Genomic DNA, 22,295 nt, shown 5'->3' with positions numbered 1-22,295 from the left:
CAGTGCCAGGACTTAGACTAAAACGAAGAATACCGATCATTATAGGTAAGCATAAGAAGAGCTTAGGCAATTCTCAGCTTAGGTATTTCCCATATATATTCATTACGGTTATTTCTATAACCACTGCTGTACTTAGGTATTACCTTTTGCCCTCTTGGGGCGTGGGTTGGCATGTTCTTATGTTGCTTGGTCAGTTTGTGAGCTTAACGGCTTTTTGGTATTTGATAAGGTATATCAACAGCAAGTTGAATGAATGGTATCCGTTTGAGCGAGGGCCTATAAAGCGTATGGCTTTGCAGAACCTTATTACAATAATGGTCATCGGTACGCTGGACCTTACTGTAACAACACTTTTGAAAACACTAATGCCTGAAGGGGTGCAGCACGACCTGATACGAAACAAGCCTTTCATGGCGTTGATGATCATCGTATTCTTTATCGTGGTCTTCATGTTCAACTTTGCCTTTTATACCTATCACTTTTTTGAGCATTGGCAAAAGACCAATGATGAGAAGGCTGGCTTGGAAATACAAACTGCGGAGTTGGAAAAAGAGAAAGCTCAGGTACAGTATCATCAGTTGAAAAATCAGGTCAACCCGCATTATCTGTTCAATACTCTTACCTCGCTCGATGGTTTGATACATACTAATCCCGAGCTGGCATCAGACTTTGTACAACATATGGCCAAGGTGTACCGTTATGTATTGCAGCACAAAGAAAGTGAAGTGGTGAATGTGTATGAAGAGTTGGAGTTTATACAGCACTATATAGAGCTGCTACAAATACGCTATGGAGATGGTATTGAAATAACCAAAAACGTATCGGATGAAGCACAGGACAGATGCGTGGTAATGGTGACCCTACAAATGTTGATAGATAATGCCATCAAACACAACATCGTTCAGGCTAGCGAGCCATTAAGGGTGGCTATATGGGATGAGGGAGACTATCTGATAGTACATAACAATAAGCAACTAAGAAAACAAATAGCCACCTCTAACGGTACAGGACTGTTGCAACTCAAAGACCTGTATAGCTACCTGACTGATGAGGACATTGTAATAGAAGAAAATAGAACGGACTACACAATAAAGATTCCATTGTTGTAAATTGTGGGTATGAAGATATTAGTGTTAGAAGATGAGCCATTGGTGGCAGAAAGCCTATTGAAGCTGGTAAAACAACTGGAGCCCAATGCGGTTATCAGTGGCCCTATAGCGAGCGTGAAGGAGGCCAAGATGGCTTTGGAGGTACAACAGCCCGACTTGATAATCTCAGATATACAGCTGGCAGATGGCATTAGTATAGATGTATTTGCCGATTATAATATACAGTGCCCCATCATATTCACTACAGCGTATAATGAGTATGCTATTCGTGCTTTTAAAGTGAATAGTATAGACTATTTATTGAAGCCTGTTAATAAAAATGAATTGAAGGCTGCTTTTGATAAATTTCATTTGTTGGAAAGTAAATTTGGCAATAGCGCTTACTTGCAACAGATAGGTGATCTTTTCAAAGATTTTCAAGGAGGTAGAAAATATAAAGAACGCTTTACAGTACACTATGGGCGCAATGTATTGTTGGTACCAAGAGAAGAGGTCTTGTGTTTTGTGAAGGAAGAAGTGATCTACCTAATCAATCAGGATGGTAAAAAGTATATAACAGACTATCGCTCTTTGGACGAAGTAGAGAGCCTGCTAGACCCAACACAATTTTTTAGAGCCAACAGACAGCATATAGTGGCGCTATCTTATATAGAAAGCCTGCATGGCGATGATATGGGTAAGATACACCTGAAGATGAAACTGCCCGACTGTGAAGAAATAATCATCAGTAAAGAAAAGGCAGCCAGCTTCCGTAAATGGATAGAAGGATAGATTTGTCTATTAAAGTAAATGGTATGTAGCTCCTGAGGGTATTTACTTTAGAGATGATGAACAGAAAACGGATTGGTATATGGAAGAAAACGTCCCCAATTTAAATTTTGAAGATGCTATTGTAGCATTGCATATTCCTTTATAAAATGCGAACAAGCTATATCGCGATACGGGTGAATAACCTGTGCAGAACTACTGTATAACCTGTTAGTAGTCTGTTATTCTACTGTGGATTCACCACTTTGTCACAAAACATTCAGAAGACTGTTAAAGCCTGTTAAAGGAGATAATACGAAGCACCGTCCTGCGTTATATTTGTATAAAGCAGCCAAGCTTTTATGATAATGTCAAAAAAGAAGGAGATGTGGCAGTAGTGCGATTGGGGCGATTTTTAAAAGGATAAACCACATCTTCTCCTTTTTCTTGATCATAATGTAAAAGGGTATCGTATTGGCGATACTCTTTTTTCTTTTAAGGCATATATAATATATAGGTGATTTTTGTATATTAGTTTGATAATGAATAACCATTACAAGCGGTAGCCGAAAAGCTTTTTTAGAGTAGGCAACAAAAATCATATTTCCATGAAAAGATTACTAGGGGCGCTAGCCCTAACTCTGCTTTCTTTTTCAGCATTTTCTATTCCTAACGGCGGTATTTCCTTTTGGCGTTGCACAGGTGGTCAGGTATTTACAGTGGTCATCCCTGTAGGTGCGGGTATCTGTGAAACACACACAGAGCAATGGATATCTTGCCATCACCCTTTCAGACGCGATTATGGTTACAACAGTGTGTCTCCTATTACTTCGGGTCCATGCCCTCCGGCAGGGGGTATTGCAACAGGTAATGGTAAAACACCAATATTGTATTATGCCAGCCCTAGTTTCGAAGCCGACCTGCACGCATTACAAGTGGGCGAACTTGCAGATGAATTGACCGATATTAATAACTCCAATGTGGCAACAGTGCCTTCGAACTACATGAATGCTCAATTGATGGTAAACAATGACCAGCTGTATATAGATGCATTAGAGTTTAGGTATGCGCTTTCGGGCTATGATGTAGATCTTACTGATCCGGGTGTGATAAGCGGTTGTACTCCAATTGTTATCTCACTGCCTGTAGTTATTCCTGAAAACTTCAAGCCACCTTTCAATCCTGATTGTATCTCTGTAAGTCCTAACCCTACTAATACAGGTAACCTTAATATTAACTTTAATGGCCACCATCCTAACGTAAATAGCTTTAGATTGGTAGAGCTTAATACAGGTATTGTTAAGTATGAGAAGTCTAGCAATATACAGCCATTAGAAAATATCAATACCTCAACATTCCCACCAGGTGCTTATGGCTTATTGGTAGTTAACGGTATTGAAGAGCATTACATAAATGTTCAAGTTCAGTAATCAGTAAATGTTTTACAGTATAACAAAAGGCAGCCAATTGGCTGCCTTTTGCTGTTTCATATCAAGTCTCCTATTTTATTGGATTTGGATAGGAAGTAGTTTGCTTTCAACCCCTGCTTTCAGGCGCATTTTGTATGGCCCGCTAGGCAAGTTGGGTAGTTCTATTGTTTGGTTTAAGATGCCGTTGGCAGTTTGTATATAGTTATGATATACTTGCTGTCCAAGTGTATTAAATACTTCTATTTGTAGTGTTTCTGTTGCGTCTACTTTACCCGAAATTGTAAATACTCCGTTTGATGGGTTAGGGGATATCTTTATGTTGTCAGTGGCATTCAGGCTATTGACGCTTAGGTTTACATTTGTGCTGATCGTATTACTTGTAGCAGTATCCTGATCTGTGCAAGCAATATTGCCTGTAACAAATAGACTGATATTATCGTTGCTGTTGAAGTCTACAGCAGAAACAGCAGTATAAGTACTGTTGGTTGCCCCTTGTATATTAACACCATTCTTGCGCCATTGGTAACCAGGGTTGTTACCCGCATTAGTTATGTTGCTTGAAAATAATACAGAAGTATAAGGGCCTACATTGCTATTAGGAGAGGCCGTGATACTGGCAGTGGCAGCATTGCCCAAATGTATATAAGCAATAAGGGCATCTTCAGATATATCATTATGTGTAGAAGATATAATTCTTATTCTATAGCCAGTATTGGAGGTAAGCCCCGAAGGAATAAAACAGCTAATAATTCCTGATGTTTGTGCTGTGGTATTACCAATAATAGTTGGGCTGGCAAAGCTACCTGTAGCGTCAGAAAGTTGTGCTGTAAATATATTGCCCGACGGGTAAGTACCAATGGTGGTATAGTTCAAATTGAAAGCTTTGTCTACACAAAGTGTGTCTACTTTTTGACTAATGTATACATCGTCATAGTAGTCCTCAATTTCATCATTGGTCAATACGCGGTCGTACACTCTAAGGTCATCCATCACTCCGTTGAACCAATAAGGGAAGGTTGTACCGTTTTGCAAGTTTCTACCTATGGTCATAGGTATGGTAGAAGTGCCGATAGCACCTGAGCTTACTGTTGCGGTATTAGCAAGCTGTCCGTCAATGTAAATTTTAAAAACGGAGCCATCAAAAGTTGCAATTACGTTATACCATTTGTTGGTATGTACAGAAGGTGTATGTATCCAGTCAGCTTCGTTTGCAGGTCCTGCATTTCCGGCCAAAGCAGAAAAGACATATTTGTTCGTGTCGTGTGTGTTGCAATTCTTATCGTAGGCATTATCGTAAAATTGTAATCCGAATGAACCAATGGTAGGCCATGCACCACGATTTAGTATCATATTAGCTTGACATATACCAGTATAAAAACCATTGACCTTTATCTGAGTGCAGATGCTGTATTGTGTAATGTTCAATTTGCTTTGGTAGGCTGTTGTAATATAGCTACTCGTACCATTGAACAGGGCTGCGGTATTTGGTTTGCCTGTTTGTCCGGCAACAAAAGCAATATCATATAATGTTCCATTAAACCCATTACCCGAAACGTCAGGAACAGAAGGGTTAACAATGCCTAAGGGGCTAAAGTCCCAATGTGCAAGAAGGCCGTTGTTAGATTGTGCATTGGCACAAAAAGGAGAAGCCGTTATAAGGGCTAATAGTAGGTATAGTTTTTTCATGTTACAAATATATTTTAAAAAAAGAAGCTCAATGGTAAATCTGCTTGAATGTTTGAAATGTCCTTTGTTTAATGCTATGAATAGTGTTGTATTACAAGAAAGGCACCCGATATATGAGTGCCTTTAAACGTATCTGATTCTTTATTGTATTGTAAATCTTACATGCTGTTTTTTATCACCAGTTTGCAGCTGTAATAAGTAAACGCCACTTGCTAGATTGTTCGTAATGATCTGCTCATTCAATATGTTATTAGTAACGTTTACAGTTTGTTGATGTACTATTTCCCCGATATTGTTAATAATACTCAATAGTATAGGTTCTTCGGTACTTACCATTCCTTTTAATGTGAATGAACCGTTTGACGGGTTAGGGGATATCTTTATGTTGTCAGTGGCATTCAGACTATTGACGCTTAGGTTTACATTTGTGCTGATCGTATTACTTGTAGCAGTATCCTGATCTGTGCAAGCAATATTGCCTGTAACAAATAGACTGATATTATCGTTGCTATTGAAGTCTACAGCAGAAACAGCAGTATAAGTACTGTTGGTTGCCCCTTGTATATTAACACCATTCTTGCGCCATTGGTAACCAGGGTTGTTACCCGCATTAGTTATGTTGCTTGAAAATAATACAGAAGTATAAGGGCCTACATTGCTATTAGGAGAGGCTGTGATACTGGCAGTGGCAGCATTACCCAAATGTATATAAGCAACAAGGGCATCTTCAGATATATCGTTATGTGTAGAAGATATAATTCTTATTCTATAGCCAGTATTGGAGGTAAGCCCCGAAGGAATAAAACAGCTAATCGTTCCTGATGTTTGTGCTGTGGTATTGCCAATAATAGTTGGGCTGGCAAAGCTACCTGTAGCGTCAGAAAGTTGCGCTGTAAATATATTGCCCGACGGGTAAGTGCCAATGGTGGTATAGTTCAAATTGAAAGCCTTATCTACACAAAGTGTGTCTACTTTTTGACTAATGTATACATCGTTATTATAGTCAACTACTTCGCTATCTGCTAATACGCGATTGTAAAACTGCAAGTCGTCTAATGTGGCATTTAACCAAAATGGATCATAGGTGATACCCTGTAGATAGTTACCAATGGTCATTGGTAATGTTGAAGATACAAAACTGCCCGATCCTGTTTGCTGTACCGTATTAATTAATTGACCATCCATGTATATCTTAACCGTAGAGCCATTATAAGTTGCTATTACATTCATCCACTTATTGCTCACTATTGTAGGTGTGTGCTGCCAATCAGAAATGTTAGCAGGGCTTTTTGTGCCAGTTAGGGTTAGAAATACATACTTGCTAGTATCATACGCATTAGCATTATTATTGTCATAGGGGTTGTCATTAAATTGCAACCCAAAAGAATTTGTTTGGGGCCATGCACTTCGTGTTAGAATAAAGTTGCCTTGATATTTTGCGGTATAGTACCCATTAACTTTTATTTTAGTACAGATAGAAAACTGCGTTACATTAAAGCTGCTGTGGTATGGTATATATACATAACTATTAATGCCGTTGAAAAGAGCTGCTGTGTTTGGCTTGCCTGTTTGTCCAGATGAGTAGGTAATGTTATATGCCGTATTTGGGTGTGCATTGGCACTTACATCATTAGTATTACCATTAAAATCCCAATGAGCAATAAGTCCATTGCTAGACTGTGCATTAGCACAAAAAGGAGAAGCCGTTATAAGGGCTAATAGTAGGTATAGTTTCTTCATGCGGCAAATATATTGCTAAAAGAAACATGCCTGACAATAAATCCATTATAATGCCCGAATGAACTATGGAAAGTGTTATTTATCTAATAAACGGGCTATTGTGTTTTTCTAGTGATAGCTCTGTGGAAGCGGGTAACCAAGGTCTTCCATTATTTCTTCCAGCCAAGGTTCTTCTTGTGGTTCGTATTTTTTGTTCAGGTTAAAACCATGCAGCTTAGCCCACGCTTGCCATTTTATAGCTACCATAGGGTTTTTAAATTCACGGAGGATATGGTAGATATTAGCCCCTGTTTGTCGGGTGATCAGTTTTACCAAATAAACACCTTGTGTTTCATTGAGCTTTTTTACCTCTTCTTCAAACTGTTGTCTTACAGCCTCTTCTTTAGATGTTATAAAAACTCTACGTTCTTTTTTGCTCATGTTGTTGTCTGCTATGGTTTCGTCCAACTCTTTAAAAGTAGTAGTAGCAGCATTGAGGTAGGGAAGTATCGTTTTAACATAATACTTCATTTGGTTGTATCTATAGCGCACGGTATCGTTGGCCCATGTACGCGCAGAGATAATATGGACCGTGTCTAGCCTCGATGTCCAGAGCGTATCTTGAGCATGCATTTGGTAGCTACCCATTAGTAGGAATAATATGCCAATGATCAGTTGCTTCACATTGTAAATATTGCAAGCTGTGTGCCAAAATATAATGACACTACTGATTTTTAACAAAAAAGGCACTCACCAAGTGAGTGCCTTTAAACGTATCTGATGGTTATTTTATTTTATAGTAAATCTAATATGCTGTTTATGTTCCCCGGTTTGTAGTTGTAATAAGTACACACCACTAGCCAGGTTATTGGTATTGATCTGTTGGTTGAGTTGACCACTAACGGTGTTTATGTTTTGTTGGTGTACCACCTGTCCTACACTATTGATGATGCTCATGCGGATATTATCTTGAGTGGTCACTTTTCCTTTTATGGTAAATGTACCGTTGTTCGGATTAGGGAACAGTGTTACACCGGCCAAAGCATTGATGTTGTCAATACCCACCTTGATACCAATACCGATGGTATTACTTTCGGCTTCCTTCGGTTGAGTACAAGGGTCAGAGCTGAAGAGTTTTACTTTGATAGAATCTCCATTACTTAATTGATAAGTACCCCAAGTAGCATTAGTAGCTCCTTGTACAGGTTGTCCGTTCCTGAACCATTGGAAGGTAGGGGAAGCACCTGCATAAGTAGTAGTAGCGGTGAAGGTCACCAACTCATAAGGCTCTAACAAAGTACCCGGACTAGCGGTAATAGATACTGTTGGTTGTACGATAGGTCTTACGACCATAGTTATCGGGTTACTGGTAACGATATGTCCCGCACAGCTGCTGGCACCCACCAATAGGCAAGTGAATACATCTCCTGTAGCAATATTGGAAGTAGTATAGCTAGGGGAGTTAGCGCCTGCAATAGTAGTACCATTCTTCTGCCAAGTATAAGTAGGGTTAGCGCCTGCATTGTTGGTGATGGCAGTAAATATAGCGCTACCACCTACACAAATAGAATCGCTTGGAGTAGGGAAGATACCAATGGTAGGAGCGGGGTTGATAACAACATCAACGGTATCTGTCAGCGATACACATCCGTTCACTGTAGCTTTTACATAATACTTACCAGATTTGTTCGGTAGTGTATTATTAATGATGGGGTTTTGAGCAGTGCTGCTAAACAGCGCAGGTCCTCCCCAATCGTAAGTAGCATTAGGTATGGTAGAAGCAGTCAAGTTCAGAGGTTGTCCCGCACAAATAGGCGTATTACTATTAGCCTGTGGAGTAGGTGTTGTTATGGCCACTACGACATTAGTAGTAGCAGGTTGTGATTTACAACCCAGTACCGTAACGGTAACGGAATAAGTACCCGCCATAGCTGTAGTAGCATTACTGATAGAAGGGTTCTGCGTAGTAGAAGTAAAAGAAGCAGGCCCTGTCCAATCGAAAGTAGCGCTGGAGTTACTATGTACTGCAGTTAAGTTCAGCGTTGTATTAGGACAAACAATAGAGTTGCTGCTAGCTGTTGGCTTCGGTGGTGTAGGGTTGATAATCACAGTTGTGGTATCAGTAGAGCTACAGTTACCTGTAGTAGCGGTTACGATATAGTCACCGGAGTGTGCCGGTACCGCAGGATTTCTGGTTGCGTTTTGTGTGCTGGCAGAATAACCATTCGGTCCTGTCCAGCTCCAGGTAACCCCTGCAGTGCTGGACGCTGTAGTGCTAAGTTGTAGTGTATCACCAGGGCAAAGCGGCCCGTTATTGCTTGCTGAAAGCGTAGGTGGAGCCGTGATCTTGATATCAAAAAGGTTGTCTACCGAAGTACGCACCGGGTTGGTAGATACGATACGCATACGATATCCAGTACCCCCGGCAACGGTAGTAGGTATAACACAAGTAATGGTATCTGCTAAAGAATCTGTTCTTGAACCGATATTTAGAGGAGCAGCGAAGCTACCTGTAGGGCTTGATAGCTGTACGGTGAAGGTATTACCTGTTTTAAAGTTGTAGCTCACTCCATAAGGTATACGTACGGTATCACCCGGACAGAAAACAGAATCAGCAAAAGGTTGTATGAAATAAGCTATTGTATCGATAACGAAGGTAGCCATGTAGGCATCGTACGCAGAACTAGTACTACCATAGGTTGTTTGGTGAGCGCCACTGGTAGCTATACCTGAAGTACTAGATGTGCTACTAGCTAGGTGCAAGCGACCTGTATAGTTGTAGGACAGGCCGCCGCCGCCTTGGCCCCAGCCGCCTCCCCAGCCGCCATAGGAGTATTCCTGACCAGAACCACCATAGTAAGTACCATAAGCTCTGGCACCCCATGTGGTGAACTCTGCAATGTAGTCGTCATAGTTACCGCTATTAGAAGTTTTATAACCATCAGTAGTGGCAATACCACTGGTGCTGTAAGTAGAACCAGAGATGAAAATTTTATCTTGAGGGGTTATGACCATAGAGGCGCCATACTCTTGAGAAGTACCCCCAAAATAAGTGCCCCATTGTCTGTTACCAAAGCTGTTGAACTTGGCTAAGAAGGCATCATAACTACCAGATAAAGAAGACTGGAAAGCACCATTAGACGCAATGTTGTTACTACTGGTAGTCATACCGTTGATGTAGACATTGTTAGAAGCATCACAATCTACCGTATGTGCCCAATCATATCCGGTACCGCCGTAGTAGGTAGCCCATTGTCTGGCACCTGTATTACTAAATTTAGCTAAGAAGCCTTCATAAGCGTTAGTACCACTGTTAGAGTGTGTTGTTTGGTGAGCACTTGTCGTCGCTACACCTGTATCGTACCAGGTAGTACCACAGGCATATATATTACCAAAAGCATCCAGGTCTATATCACTGATCATGCCGTTGAAATAAGTAGCCCATTGTCTGGCACCGTTATTATTCATTTTAAGTAAGAAGCCTGCATGCCCCCACCAATAAGTTGTTCCCCATTGATTAGCAGGAAGTACCGAACGGAAAGCACCTGTTGTAGCAATATTGTTAGGACTATTGGTACTACCGCCTACATAGACATTACCCAATACATCCAGTTGTATACTAGTACCTCTGTCATGTTGATTACCACCATAGAAGGTAGACCATATTCTTTGTCCGTTAGGCGAGAATTTAGAGATGAAGGCATCACCATGATAATACCCACCGGTGTAAATACCTCTACCGCCAAAAGTATCTTGATGAGCTCCTGAAGTAGCAAAACCAATGATACTATCGATACCTCCTGTGAAGTAGACATTGCCATTTTGATCGCAAGTGATGGAGGCTACGTGCCCCGGATAGTAAGTACCCCATTGTCTTACACCGTTCACATTGAACTTTACTAGAAACCCGTTATAATAGTAGGTGGTTGTTGTCGTATTTGGATTAAGCGTATCTTGGAAAGCGCCTGTAGTAGCAATATTATTGGTACTATATGTCCATCCACCCATATACACATTACCGGCAAGGTCGGTAGCAGAGGCATGGCTCCACTCTTGGTTATCACCGCCATAGTAGGTAGCCCATTCCAAAGTGGGGTCTATAACGATCTCACCAGTATGTGGTGCTATGTTAAAGCTCAATTCATTTTCGTTGAGTATATATTTAGATCCTATCTCTTGTTGTGTGGTAGCACTATAAGTATAAGGTGCTGCTTCAGTTATGGTACCGAAGTTGGTAGAAGCAATAAGTGCTCCATCTTCAATAGCTATTTTATCCGCGCCATTGTATTTTATTTTGATGTCACTGGCTTTACCACCTTGGTGTACTACAAAATCATATTTCAAAGTTGTACCGTTGGTATAAAGCACCCAGTCGATGTTAGGGTATACATTACGGTAAGTGATCTTTTGGTAAGTATGAAGTGTCACCTCTTCTCCCGAACGTAATAGATAACTTTCGAAATAAGGTTGTGGAGTTGTAGTAACTACAGGTGCATTGATGTTAGCGCCTATTAGTTGTACATCCATACGACGAACCACAGTTGGTGCATTCATCATGGCTTGTTGCTCCTCCATCATTTTTTCAGGAGACTTGGTCTCTTGCTGATCGAATGTAGGGGTCAGCTGTTTGGCCCATTGATAATGAATAGCGCCATCACCAATATAGATGGTTACATCTCCTGTAGCAATGGAATAGTCAATATCAGTACGTTTATTACCATTCTGATCTGTGATACGTCCTTTGTTCTCTAAGAAGTATATGGAAGAAGAACTGTTGTTGGTCTTGCTCTCTTCACGAGCTAGTGATAGTGCAGGTGTAGATAGCACAAATAGAATTGCAAATACAATGCTATTGTAAAAGTGACGCTTCATATCTTATGTAGTTTTTTAGTATCTGAAAAATAACCAATAATGTTGATATGAAAGTGTTGTGACACAAAAAAACACATGCGATGCATGTGTTTTAATGGTATTTAAATGAGTGGTTTAACTGTTAGTTAATAGTAAATCTAATATGCTGTTTATGTTCCCCGGTTTGTAGTTGTAATAAGTACACACCACTAGCCAGGTTGTTGGTATTGATCTGTTGGTTGAGTTGACCATTAACGGTGTTTAAGTTTTGTTGGTGTACCACCTGTCCCACACTATTGATGATACTCATTCGGATATTATCTTGAGTGGTCACTTTCCCTTTTACAGTAAATGTACCGTTGTTCGGGTTCGGGAACAGTGTTACACCGGCCAAAGCATTGATGTTGTCGATACCCACCTTGATACCAATACCGATGGTATTACTTTCGGCTTCCTTCGGTTGTGTACAAGGGTCAGAGCTGAAGAGTTTTACTTTGATAGAATCGCCATTGCTTAACTGATAAGTACCCCAAGTAGCATTAGTTGCTCCTTGTACAGGTTGTCCGTTCCTGAACCATTGGAAGGTAGGCGAAGGTCCTGCATAAGTAGTAGTAGCGGTAAAGGTCACCAACTCATAAGGCTCTAACAAAGTACCCGGACTAGCGGTAATAGATACTGTTGGTTGTACTATAGGTCTTACGACCATAGTTATCGGGTTACTGGTAACGATATGTCCCGCACAGCTGCTGGCACCCACCAATAGGCAAGTGAATACATCTCCTGTAGCAATATTGGAAGTAGTATAGCTAGGGGAGTTAGCGCCTGCAATAGTAGTACCATTCTTCTGCCAAGTATAAGTAGGGTTAGCGCCTGCATTGTTGGTGATGGCAGTAAATATAGCGCTACCACCTACACAAATAGAATCGCTTGGAGTAGGGAAGATACCAATGGTAGGAGCGGGGTTGATGACAACATCAACGGTATCTGTCAGCGATACACATCCGTTCACTGTAGCTTTTACATAATACTTACCAGATTTGTTCGGTAGTGTATTATTAATGATGGGGTTTTGAGCAGTGCTGCTAAACAGCGCAGGTCCTCCCCAATCGTAAGTAGCATTAGGTATAATAGAAGCAGTCAAGTTCAAAGGTTGTCCCGCACAAATAGGGGTATTACTATTCGCCTGTGGAGTAGGTGTTGTTATGGCCACTACGACATTAGTAGTAGCAGGTTGTGATTTACAACCCAGTACCGTAACGGTAACGGAATAAGTACCCGCCATAGCTGTAGTAGCATTACTGATAGAAGGGTTCTGCGTAGTAGAAGTAAAAGAAGCAGGCCCTGTCCAATCGAAAGTAGCGCTGGAGTTACTATGTACTGCAGTTAAGTTCAGCGTTGTATTAGGACAAACAATAGAGTTGCTGCTAGCTGTTGGCTTCGGTGGTGTAGGGTTGATAATCACAGTTGTGGTATCAGTAGAGCTACAGTTACCTGTAGTAGCGGTTACGATATAGTCACCGGTGTGCGGTACCGCAGGATTTCTGGTTGCGTTTTGTGTGCTGGCAGAATAACCATTCGGTCCTGTCCAGCTCCAGGTAACCCCTGCAGTGCTGGACGCTGTAGTGCTAAGTTGTAGTGTATCACCAGGGCAAAGCGGCCCGTTATTGCTTGCTGAAAGCGTAGGTGGAGCCGTGATCTTGATATCAAAAAGGTTGTCTACCGAAGTACGCACCGGGTTGGTAGATACGATACGCATACGATATCCAGTACCCCCGGCAACGGTAGTAGGTATAACACAAGTAATGGTATCTGCTAAAGAATCTGTTCTTGAACCGATATTTAGAGGAGCAGCGAAGCTACCTGTAGGGCTTGATAGCTGTACGGTGAAGGTATTACCTGTTTTAAAGTTGTAGCTCACTCCATAAGGTATACGTACGGTATCACCCGGACAGAAAACAGAATCAGCAAAAGGTTGTATGAAATAAGCTATTGTATCGATAACGAAGGTAGCCATGTAAGCATCGTATGAGCTATTGGCAGATGTTTGGTGAGCGCCACTGGTGGCAATACCAGTAGTGCTGGCCGTGCTGCTGGCTAGGTGCAAGCGTCCTGTGTAGTTGTAGGACAGGCCACCGCCGCCGTTACCCCAGCCGCCTCCCCAGCCGCCTCCGTAAGAGTATTCCTGACTAGGACCTCCATAGAAAGTAGCATAAGCTCTGGCACCCCATGTGGTGAACTCTGCGATATAGTCATCCCAGTTACCACTATTAGAAGTTTTATAACCATCAGTAGTGGCAATACCGCTGGTGCTTAGTGTAGATCCTGAGATGAATATTTTATCCTGAGGGGTTATGACCATAGAAGAACCATACTCTTGACCAGTACCCCCAAAATAAGTGCCCCATTGTCTGTTACCAAAGCTGTTGAATTTGACTAAAAAGGCATCATAACTTCCTGCGTGAGAAGTTTGGAAAGCACCATTAGACGCAATGTTATTACTACTAAAAGTCATCCCACTGATATACACATTGTTGGCAGCATCACAGTCTACTGTATGTGCCCAGTCGTATGAATTACCGCCATAGTAGGTAGCCCATTGTCTGGCACCTGTATTACTAAATTTAGCTAAGAAGCCCTCATATCCGTTTGAGCCACCATTAGAGTGCGTAGTTTGGTGTGCACCTACAGTAGCTACACCTGTATCGTACCAGGTAGTACCACAGGCATATATATTACCCAAAGCATCCAGATCAATATCACTGATCATACCATTGTGATAAGTAGCCCATTGTCTGGCACCACCATTGCTGAACTTAGCTATGAAGCCTGCATGTCCCCACCAATAAGAAGTGCTCCAAGGGTTAGCTGGAAGCACTGAACGGAAAGCACCTGTTGTAGCAATATTGTTAGGGCTATTGGTACTACCGCCTATATAAACATTACCCAATACATCTAAGGCTATACTCGTGCCTCTGTCATGTTGATTACCACCATAGAAGGTAGCCCATGTTCTTTGACCGCTTCCTGTAAATTTAGCGACGAACGCATCACCGTGATAATAACCACCGGTGTAAACACCTCTACCGCCAAAAGTATCTTGATGAGCTCCTGATGTAGCAAACCCAATGACACTATCGATACCTCCTGTGAAGTAGACATTGCCATTTTGATCGCAAGTAATAGAAGCTACGTGCCCCGGATAGTAAGTACCCCATTGTCTTACACCGTTCACATTGAACTTTACTAAGAAACCATTATAGTAGTTGGAAACACTGTTAGGAGTAAGCGTATCTTGGAAAGCGCCTGTAGTAGCAATATTATTGGTACTATAGGTCCATCCACCCATATAGACATTACCGGCAAGGTCTGTAGCAGAGGCGTGGCTCCATTCCTGTTGGTTGCCGCCATAATAGGTAGCCCATTCCAAAGTAGGGTCTATAACGATCTCACCAGTATGTGGTGCTATGTTAAAGCTCAATTCATTTTCGTTGAGTATATATTTAGATCCTATCTCTTGTTGTGTGGTAGCACTATAAGTATAAGGTGCTGCCTCTGTTATAGTGCCGAAGTTAGTAGAAGCAATAAGTGCTCCATCTTCAATAGCTATTTTATCCGCGCCATTGTATTTTATTTTGATGTCACTGGCTTTACCACCTTGGTGTACTACAAAATCATATTTCAAAGTAGTACCATTGGTATAAAGCACCCAGTCGATGTTAGGATATACATTACGGTAAGTGATCTTTTGATAAGTATGAAGTGTCACCTCTTCTCCCGAACGCAATAGATAACTTTCGAAGTAAGGTTGTGGAGCAGTAGTAACCACAGGTGCATTGATGTTAGCGCCTATTAGTTGTACATCCATACGACGAACCACAGTAGGTGCATTCATCATAGCTTGTTGCTCCTCCATCATTTTTTCAGGAGACTTGGTCTCTTGCTGATCGAATGTAGGGGTCAGCTGTTTGGCCCATTGATAATGAATAGCGCCATCACCAATATAGATGGTTACGTCTCCCGTAGCAATGGAATAGTCAATATCAGTACGTTTATTGCCATTCTGATCTGTGATACGTCCTTTATTCTCTAAGAAGTATATGGAAGAAGAACTGTTGTTGGTCTTGCTCTCTTCACGAGCTAGTGATAGTGCGGGTGTAGATAGCACAAATAGAATTGCAAATACAATGCTATTGTAAAAGTGACGCTTCATATCTTATGTAGTTTTTTAGTATCTGAAAAATAACCAATAATGTTGATATGAAAGTGTTGTGACAAAAAAAAACACATGCGATGCATGTGTTTTAATGGTATTTAAATGAGTGGTTTAACTGTTAGTTAATAGTAAATCTAATATGCTGTTTATGGTCCCCGGTTTGTAGTTGTAATAAGCATATTTAATGATTATGTTTTTTTATTGCTAATGGCATGTACATTATACACCTTACTAAAGGTAATGTGGTGAACAAAGTGAAGTTTGTAAAACTATAAGCTTATAGTGTTTTCCACAAAATATCATAGATAAGCCTCGCCTTGTGCGGGGCTTATTTGTTGCGGAAATAGTTGTAGAAACATCAATGTTTTCAATAAAATTGGGTGAAAACACCCTCATTTTTTAAGTAGTAATTTCTTTATTTTTGTTGAATAACAACAAAGACATTTTCCTCCTAACACCATGAAAGCCAAAGCCCCGCTCGAGAGCGGGGCTTTTACATTTGGGTATAATGCCGTACTTTCATAGTTGCTATGTTTTGCCGTTTGCTTATAGTACTGGTTTTTTTGTTGGGGGCTATGCCTGTTGCCGCGCAGCAGGTCTACGAAACCACAGCAGGAACCGTACGCTTTTTCTCCAATACGCAACAGGAATTAATTAAGGCATCTTCTGACAAACTGCAAGGTGTGGTAGATGTGAAGGAAAAACGTTTCGCTTTCAGGGTAGAAATAGGCACGTTTCTGGGGTTTAACAATCCTCTTCAGCGTGATCATTTCAACGAGAACTATATGGAATCGGAGCAGTATCCTATCGCTACCTTCACCGGAAAGATAGTAGAAGATGTAGATTTATTAGCCAATGGAAAGCATAAACTGCGTGCCAAAGGCAAGCTGAGCATACATGGTGTAGAGCAGGAGCGTATTTTGTACGTAATAGTGACGATGAAAGACGGTAGAATGGAGGTGACCTCCGAATTTACCGTACCACTTATAGACCATAGTATAAAGATACCACGTGTGGTATACGAGAAGCTTGCTACGGAGATCAACGTGTTTGTTGCTGCTACATTGCAACCCCGACAATCTTAAATGGTGAAACGACTAATCGTTTTTATTGCAGCCTTATTGATAGCACACCCTATGGTGGCACAGTTGCCTTTTGCTAAAGATCATTGGCTTAACGAAAGCAATACGGTAGTAAAGGTAAATGCATTACTACAAGACGAGCATACCGGATATATGTGGCTGGGAACAGATGAAGGGTTATTCCGCTACAACGGAAAAGATTTTGTGCCCATCCCCACCCCTATAAAAGAACCTGTGACTGCATTGGCCAATCACGAAGAAAAAGTATGGGTGGGGTATAAGAATGGTGTGCTGGCAGAAGTAGTACATGGCAGGCTTACTACTATAGATCTAAAAGACAAAGCTCCTGTTACGCCCATTACCAATATATACATACAGGCAAAAGATAGTATATGGCTGTGTACTGAAGGTGAAGGACTGAGGCGAATAATAGGAGATACGGTTACTGCCTTTACGACCAAAGATGGCCTGTCCGATGATTTTGTATATACCGTTCTTGCTACAGCACCCAACCGCATCATGGCTGCAACCGACAGAGGTATCAACGAGTTGATATTTCAAGATGGTAAGTTGGGTATTGCAAAGATCACCACATCCTCAGGGTTGCCCGATAATATTGTACGTACTGTACGCCCCATACCTAATATGTGTTGGAGCTGGATAGGCACGCATGAGGGAGGCTTGGCACTATATTGCAGTATCAGCCACGGAGTATGGACGCCAAGTGTAAATACTAAATGGGAGTGGGGAGCAGTAAATGATATACTGCCGCTCAACAAAACAGAAGCTTGGGTGGCAACAGCATCGGGCTATTTACTAAAAGCTACCATAAAAGATAGCGTGGCGCTGGAGATAGAACCCATACACTTCAGAGGACAAAAACTGAAAAGACTGGTTAGAGATCACTCTGGTAATATATGGTGCGCTACTAATACAGGTATCAAAGAGATAACAGCAGCATACCTAATGCATATTCCTCTAAGTGCACCTTACAGACTTGGAGAAGTAGCTGCAATAACCTGTGATATGAATAATACTATATGGTATGCACAGGGTAAGCGACTATACAGTATAGATAAAAATGGAAAGCAAAGTGAGCAGTTTACAGCGCCTGTGTCCATTAGCTCTTTATATGCCGATATGCATAATAACGTGTGGATGGGAACACTTGGAGAAGGGGTGTATTATAGAAACAACAATGGTAGGGTGTCTAAGGTAAATACGCTTACACCACTCAATAACAAAAGTGTATTGGACATTACCGGTACTGACGATAGAATATGGGTAGCAGGGCTGCATGGGGTAGAAGAGCTCACCTACCCAACCAAAGGTATTGCAAGTATGAGCTTGGTGAAGCTACACAATAAAGCAGCGGGTACTGGTAGCGATTATATATACGAGCTCTTTGCTGATAAAAAAGGAAGAGTATGGATGGCTACCGATGGTGCAGGTGTAACCATGTATGATGGTAAGAAATACTATGGATGGGGGGAAGAGAAGGGGATGAAAAGCAAGGTGGTATATAGCATTACAGAAGATGCTATGGGCTGTATTTGGGCAGCCACACTAAAGGATGGTTTGCTCGTGTATAACGATACAGTATGGGGTGTGAAGGATAAGAAAAACGGATTGTCTGATCTGAGTATCTCTGCAATGGCAACCAATGCTACTGGTGAGGTTGTTATTATTAATGGTAAAGGAGCAGATGAATGGTATCCGCGCTGTAAAGAATTTAAGCACTATAGCAGAAGGCAGGGCTTTGGTATAGATAGTTTTTCAGGAGTATTAAATTTGATCACCAGAGACAAAGAGGGCAATGTGTATGTGCCGTATGAAGAGGGCATACTTAAGTTTAGAAATATAGAACAGGACGAAACTATCGCGCCAAAGGTCAACATCACCTCGGTTAGTGTGTTCTTCAACGATGTGCCTTTTGGTAAAGAAAAGTTTGTTAACAGTGATAATCATATCAGTTTTTCCTTTGATGGTATCTCTTTTGCCAATCCTGAAGCTGTGATATATAGGTACAAGCTGAACGGGTACAATGATATGTGGATATACACCAGTGACCAGTCGGTTACCTTTCCGCAATTATCTTCAGGTGAGTATGAGTTTTTAGTGCAAGCATCAATGAATACTGCATTTGAAAATGCGGCAACGGCGTCGTATAAATTCATTATTCAAAAACCTTTCTGGAAAGAGGTTTGGTTTATTGTACTACTAGTAGCCTTGATATGGGCTATCTCTTATACGTATATAAAACTTAGAGAACGCAACTTGCAAAAGCTGGCCAAGCTAGAGCGAGAGCGAATGTTATTTGAGTATGAACATCTAAAGAGTCAGGTGAACCCTCATTTCTTATTCAATAGTTTGAATACGCTATCAAGCCTGATAGAAGATGATAAGAATATGGCTCAGGATTATACAGTTCACTTGTCGGATATGTATCGAAGTATGCTCACTTTCAAAGACAAAGATCTGATGCCTTTAAAAGACGAGTTGGAAGTAGTAAGTCATTATATGTACATCCAAAAAAGCCGTTTTGGCGATGCCATACAGTTGAATGTAAACGTATCGGAAGAGGTAAAGCAGCAAGGTAAGGTTGTGCCACTGGCATTACAGTTGTTGGTAGAGAATGCTATTAAACACAATATAGTATCACAAGCCCAACCCCTTATTATTAATATAGATGCCGATAAAGAGTATATAAAAGTGAGCAATACGCTACAAGCTAAAATGAGTAAAGAAAAAGGTGCAGGCTTGGGACTGGTCAATATACGCAGGCGGTACAGCTTGCTTACCGATAGGCGAATGACCTACGGAATGAACGAAAACGAATTTGTTGTATTACTACCATTATTATGAATATTGTAATTATTGAAGACGAGCAACCTGCTTACAAAAGACTATTGAAAATAATAACAGAAGTAGTGCCTGATGTTACTGTTATGGCGCATCACGATAGTGTAGGTGGTGCGCAAAAATGGTTTAGGGAAAACAAAGCACCTGATGTAGTGTTTATGGACATACACTTGGCAGATGGCTCTGCATTCGATCTGCTTAATAGTACCACTATTGATGCACCTGTAGTGTTCACAACAGCTTATGATGAATATGCTATTGATGCGTTTAAAACTGCAAGTATCGGTTACTTGCTAAAGCCCATAAAGAAAGAAGCGCTAGAAGAAACATTAAGCAAACTAGGCGATTTTAAAAAGATGTTTGCTGTTGAGCCTGATACTAAAACAATACCAACTATACCTACAACACAGCCTCCTACGGCAGGGTATAAAAAGCGTTTTTTGATACGCTTTGGTGATACGATAAAAACAATACTTGCTGAAGATATAGCCTATTTCTTTAGTGAGAACAAAGCCACCTTTGCCAGAACCACTGAAGGGAGAACCTATCCTATAGATCAGAATCTGGACGCATTGGATGCCGTACTAAATCCTGAAGATTTCTTTAGGCTCAACAGGCAATATATCATCAGCCTTAAAGCCATTGATGATATGAAAGCGTATAGTAAAGCCAGAGTTATCGTGACACTTAAACCTGCGGTTAAAGAACCGCCAATAGTAAGCTCTGAAAGGAGTGCAGGGTTTAAGCAATGGCTGGCGGGAGAGCTTTAGCCTTCCTTTTTTTTCTGTAAATTCATATAGGTATTAACCATTGTTCCGATTCGTCCTTCTTATATACCGATTCGTCGTGTTGGAAATGCCTGCTATAAAAGACATGTCTACATTTGTATGACAATGTCCATTTTTTAATTCATACAAATACTAAAAATGCTAAAAAAGATAATCATAGTTCTCTTGTTACTAGCTGTAGTAGGCGGTGGTGTTGCTTATTTTATGTGGAATAAACCACATCAAAAAGCAGAGGACATAAAAGGAATAGAGGTTACCGTATCTCAAGTAGCTAACGATTTTTCTACCGACCAAAAGAAAGCGGAAGCAAAATACTTGGATAAAGTAATAGAAGTTGCTGGTACGGTAAACGAGGTTAATCAAAATCAAGACGGGCAGTTGTTGGTGATACTAGGAGGAGAAGACCCTACAGCATCAGTACAATGCTCTATGAGAGATAAGGGAGTGGCCGTAAAGGAAGGAGATAAGATAACGGTAAAGGGTTTTTGTGCAGGACTTTCCTTGTTTGAAGATGTGATGCTAACAGATTGTGTATTAGCACAATAAGTAGTATTATTAGTCTTCAACAAGATGACTTTATGAAAACGATAACGCTATGTGGCGTACTGTTTGTTTGGCTTATAATAGGTACTACAAGTTGTAAGCACGATGCTTACGAAGCTAAAATTGTAAACTATGATACAAATACGACAAATACTCAAGTGGATACACCGTCGTTTAGAGGGGATATTTTCCCCATCTTCCAGACAAGCTGTGCCTCTGCCGGTGGTTGTCACAACACCACGAGCCAAAGGGCGGGCTACGAATTCAGTAGCTATGAGACAAGTGTAGCCAAAGGGATAGTAAAGGGAAAGGCAGAAGATAGCAAGATATATCAAACTATCATTACTACCGACCCTACAAGGCTTATGCCTCCGGGAGCACCTCTATTGCCTAAGCAGAAAGAGCTGGTCAGAGATTGGATAAACACAGGTGCCCCTGATAACTAAGACAAACAACTAACCAAATAATATAACAGATGAAAAAGTATAGTTTCTTGCTCCTATGTTTATCGCTCTCATTTATTGTATTGTACGGTTGCCAACACAAAACGGAAGTTCAACCCACTACCAATAGTACCAATGGTACGGGGAATAACGGGAATGGAAACGGAAACGGGAATGGAAATAACCCCGCTGATACCGCCCTCTGTTTCGAAAGGGATATCTTGCCCATCTTTATTACCAATTGCACGCAGAGTGGTTGTCACGATGCTGTAACAAGGGCAGAAGGTTATCAGTTCACTGATTACAACAGCATCACCTCCAAAGGCTTTGTAAAGGGCAATGCAGCTGCAACCGAGCTGTATCAAAAGATCATCGAAGACAGAGCGGATAAGATAATGCCGCCTCCGCCAGAAGCACCACTTACTGCTGCACAAATAGCATTGATACGCAGGTGGATAAATGAAGGTGCCGAGAACTCTACTAACTGTGTGAGTAAATGTGATACCAATATCTATACCTATTCGGGGGCTGTGGCTACTACTTTAAGTGCTCGTTGTGTGGGTTGCCATAGTGGCGCCTCTGCATCCAAAGGTATAGTGCTAGACAACTATGCTAATGTAAAAACATATGCACAGTCAGGTTTGTTGCTTGGCTCTATCAAACACCAAACAGGGTATTCGCCAATGCCACAAGGAGGAAAGCTGAGCGATTGTGAAATAAGACAAATAGAAAGGTGGATTGAAAATGGACTATTGAATAACTAGTAATTAATATATTTTTTAACCAAGTATCATTCTTGCAGATACATTATTATTTTATAAT

The 22,295-nt window shown here is 41.1% G+C and carries 14 protein-coding genes; 9 read left to right on the top strand and 5 right to left on the bottom strand.

The features are described from left to right. Positions 1 to 2 precede the first annotated feature (2 nt). The 3 genes from R2800_07885 to R2800_07875 all read left to right on the top strand — a co-directional run bounded on the left by R2800_07885 (position 3) and on the right by R2800_07875 (position 3,286). On the top strand, positions 3 to 1,109 hold the full coding sequence (locus R2800_07885) for a histidine kinase (protein MEZ5016958.1): 1,107 nt from the start codon (positions 3 to 5) through the stop codon (positions 1,107 to 1,109). A gap of 9 nt (positions 1,110 to 1,118) precedes the next feature. Continuing rightward, complete coding sequence (locus tag R2800_07880) at positions 1,119 to 1,880, top strand: LytTR family DNA-binding domain-containing protein (GenBank protein ID MEZ5016957.1); 762 nt, start codon at positions 1,119 to 1,121, stop codon at positions 1,878 to 1,880. 584 nt (positions 1,881 to 2,464) lie between these two features. After that, positions 2,465 to 3,286, top strand: coding sequence for a hypothetical protein (locus tag R2800_07875; GenBank protein ID MEZ5016956.1), 822 nt, complete (start codon positions 2,465 to 2,467; stop codon positions 3,284 to 3,286). Between the two features lie 75 nt (positions 3,287 to 3,361). Here the strand turns inward: R2800_07875 and R2800_07870 are convergent, their stop codons facing one another. The 5 genes from R2800_07870 to R2800_07850 all read right to left on the bottom strand — a co-directional run bounded on the left by R2800_07870 (position 3,362) and on the right by R2800_07850 (position 15,752). Then, positions 3,362 to 4,972, bottom strand: a complete 1,611-nt coding sequence (locus R2800_07870; protein MEZ5016955.1) for a LamG-like jellyroll fold domain-containing protein — start codon at positions 4,970 to 4,972, stop codon at positions 3,362 to 3,364. 141 nt (positions 4,973 to 5,113) lie between these two features. Beyond that, positions 5,114 to 6,712 (bottom strand): LamG-like jellyroll fold domain-containing protein, encoded by a 1,599-nt coding sequence (locus tag R2800_07865; GenBank protein ID MEZ5016954.1) that lies wholly within the window; start codon positions 6,710 to 6,712, stop codon positions 5,114 to 5,116. Positions 6,713 to 6,820: 108 nt separating this feature from the next. Next, a complete protein-coding gene (locus R2800_07860; protein MEZ5016953.1) occupies positions 6,821 to 7,375 on the bottom strand; it encodes a DUF4294 domain-containing protein in 555 nt (184 codons plus the stop codon). Between the two features lie 105 nt (positions 7,376 to 7,480). Next, the gene (locus R2800_07855) at positions 7,481 to 11,563 is read right to left on the bottom strand and encodes a T9SS type A sorting domain-containing protein (protein MEZ5016952.1); all 4,083 of its coding nucleotides are present in this window, start codon (positions 11,561 to 11,563) and stop codon (positions 7,481 to 7,483) included. 121 nt (positions 11,564 to 11,684) lie between these two features. Beyond that, positions 11,685 to 15,752, bottom strand: coding sequence for a T9SS type A sorting domain-containing protein (locus R2800_07850; protein MEZ5016951.1), 4,068 nt, complete (start codon positions 15,750 to 15,752; stop codon positions 11,685 to 11,687). 533 nt (positions 15,753 to 16,285) lie between these two features. Between R2800_07850 and R2800_07845 the strand changes: the two genes are divergently transcribed. The 6 genes from R2800_07845 to R2800_07820 all read left to right on the top strand — a co-directional run bounded on the left by R2800_07845 (position 16,286) and on the right by R2800_07820 (position 22,237). Then, positions 16,286 to 16,840 carry a YceI family protein gene (locus tag R2800_07845; GenBank protein MEZ5016950.1) on the top strand — a complete coding sequence of 185 codons (555 nt, stop codon included), beginning with the start codon at positions 16,286 to 16,288 and terminating at the stop codon, positions 16,838 to 16,840. Next, on the top strand, positions 16,841 to 19,702 hold the full coding sequence (locus R2800_07840) for a histidine kinase (protein ID MEZ5016949.1): 2,862 nt from the start codon (positions 16,841 to 16,843) through the stop codon (positions 19,700 to 19,702). Continuing rightward, positions 19,699 to 20,469 carry a LytTR family DNA-binding domain-containing protein gene (locus R2800_07835; GenBank protein MEZ5016948.1) on the top strand — a complete coding sequence of 257 codons (771 nt, stop codon included), beginning with the start codon at positions 19,699 to 19,701 and terminating at the stop codon, positions 20,467 to 20,469. Before R2800_07840 ends, R2800_07835 begins: the two co-directional genes overlap by 4 nt. Before the next feature lie 156 nt (positions 20,470 to 20,625). After that, complete coding sequence (locus R2800_07830) at positions 20,626 to 21,033, top strand: hypothetical protein (protein ID MEZ5016947.1); 408 nt, start codon at positions 20,626 to 20,628, stop codon at positions 21,031 to 21,033. A gap of 32 nt (positions 21,034 to 21,065) precedes the next feature. Further along, a complete protein-coding gene (locus R2800_07825; protein MEZ5016946.1) occupies positions 21,066 to 21,476 on the top strand; it encodes a c-type cytochrome domain-containing protein in 411 nt (136 codons plus the stop codon). A gap of 29 nt (positions 21,477 to 21,505) precedes the next feature. Then, positions 21,506 to 22,237, top strand: coding sequence for a c-type cytochrome domain-containing protein (locus tag R2800_07820; GenBank protein MEZ5016945.1), 732 nt, complete (start codon positions 21,506 to 21,508; stop codon positions 22,235 to 22,237). Positions 22,238 to 22,295: the final 58 nt, after the last annotated feature.

The organism is Flavipsychrobacter sp., assembly GCA_041392855.1.
Classification (GTDB): Bacteria; Bacteroidota; Bacteroidia; order Chitinophagales; family Chitinophagaceae; genus UBA5543.
This window is presented reverse-complemented; position numbering and strand designations above follow the sequence as displayed.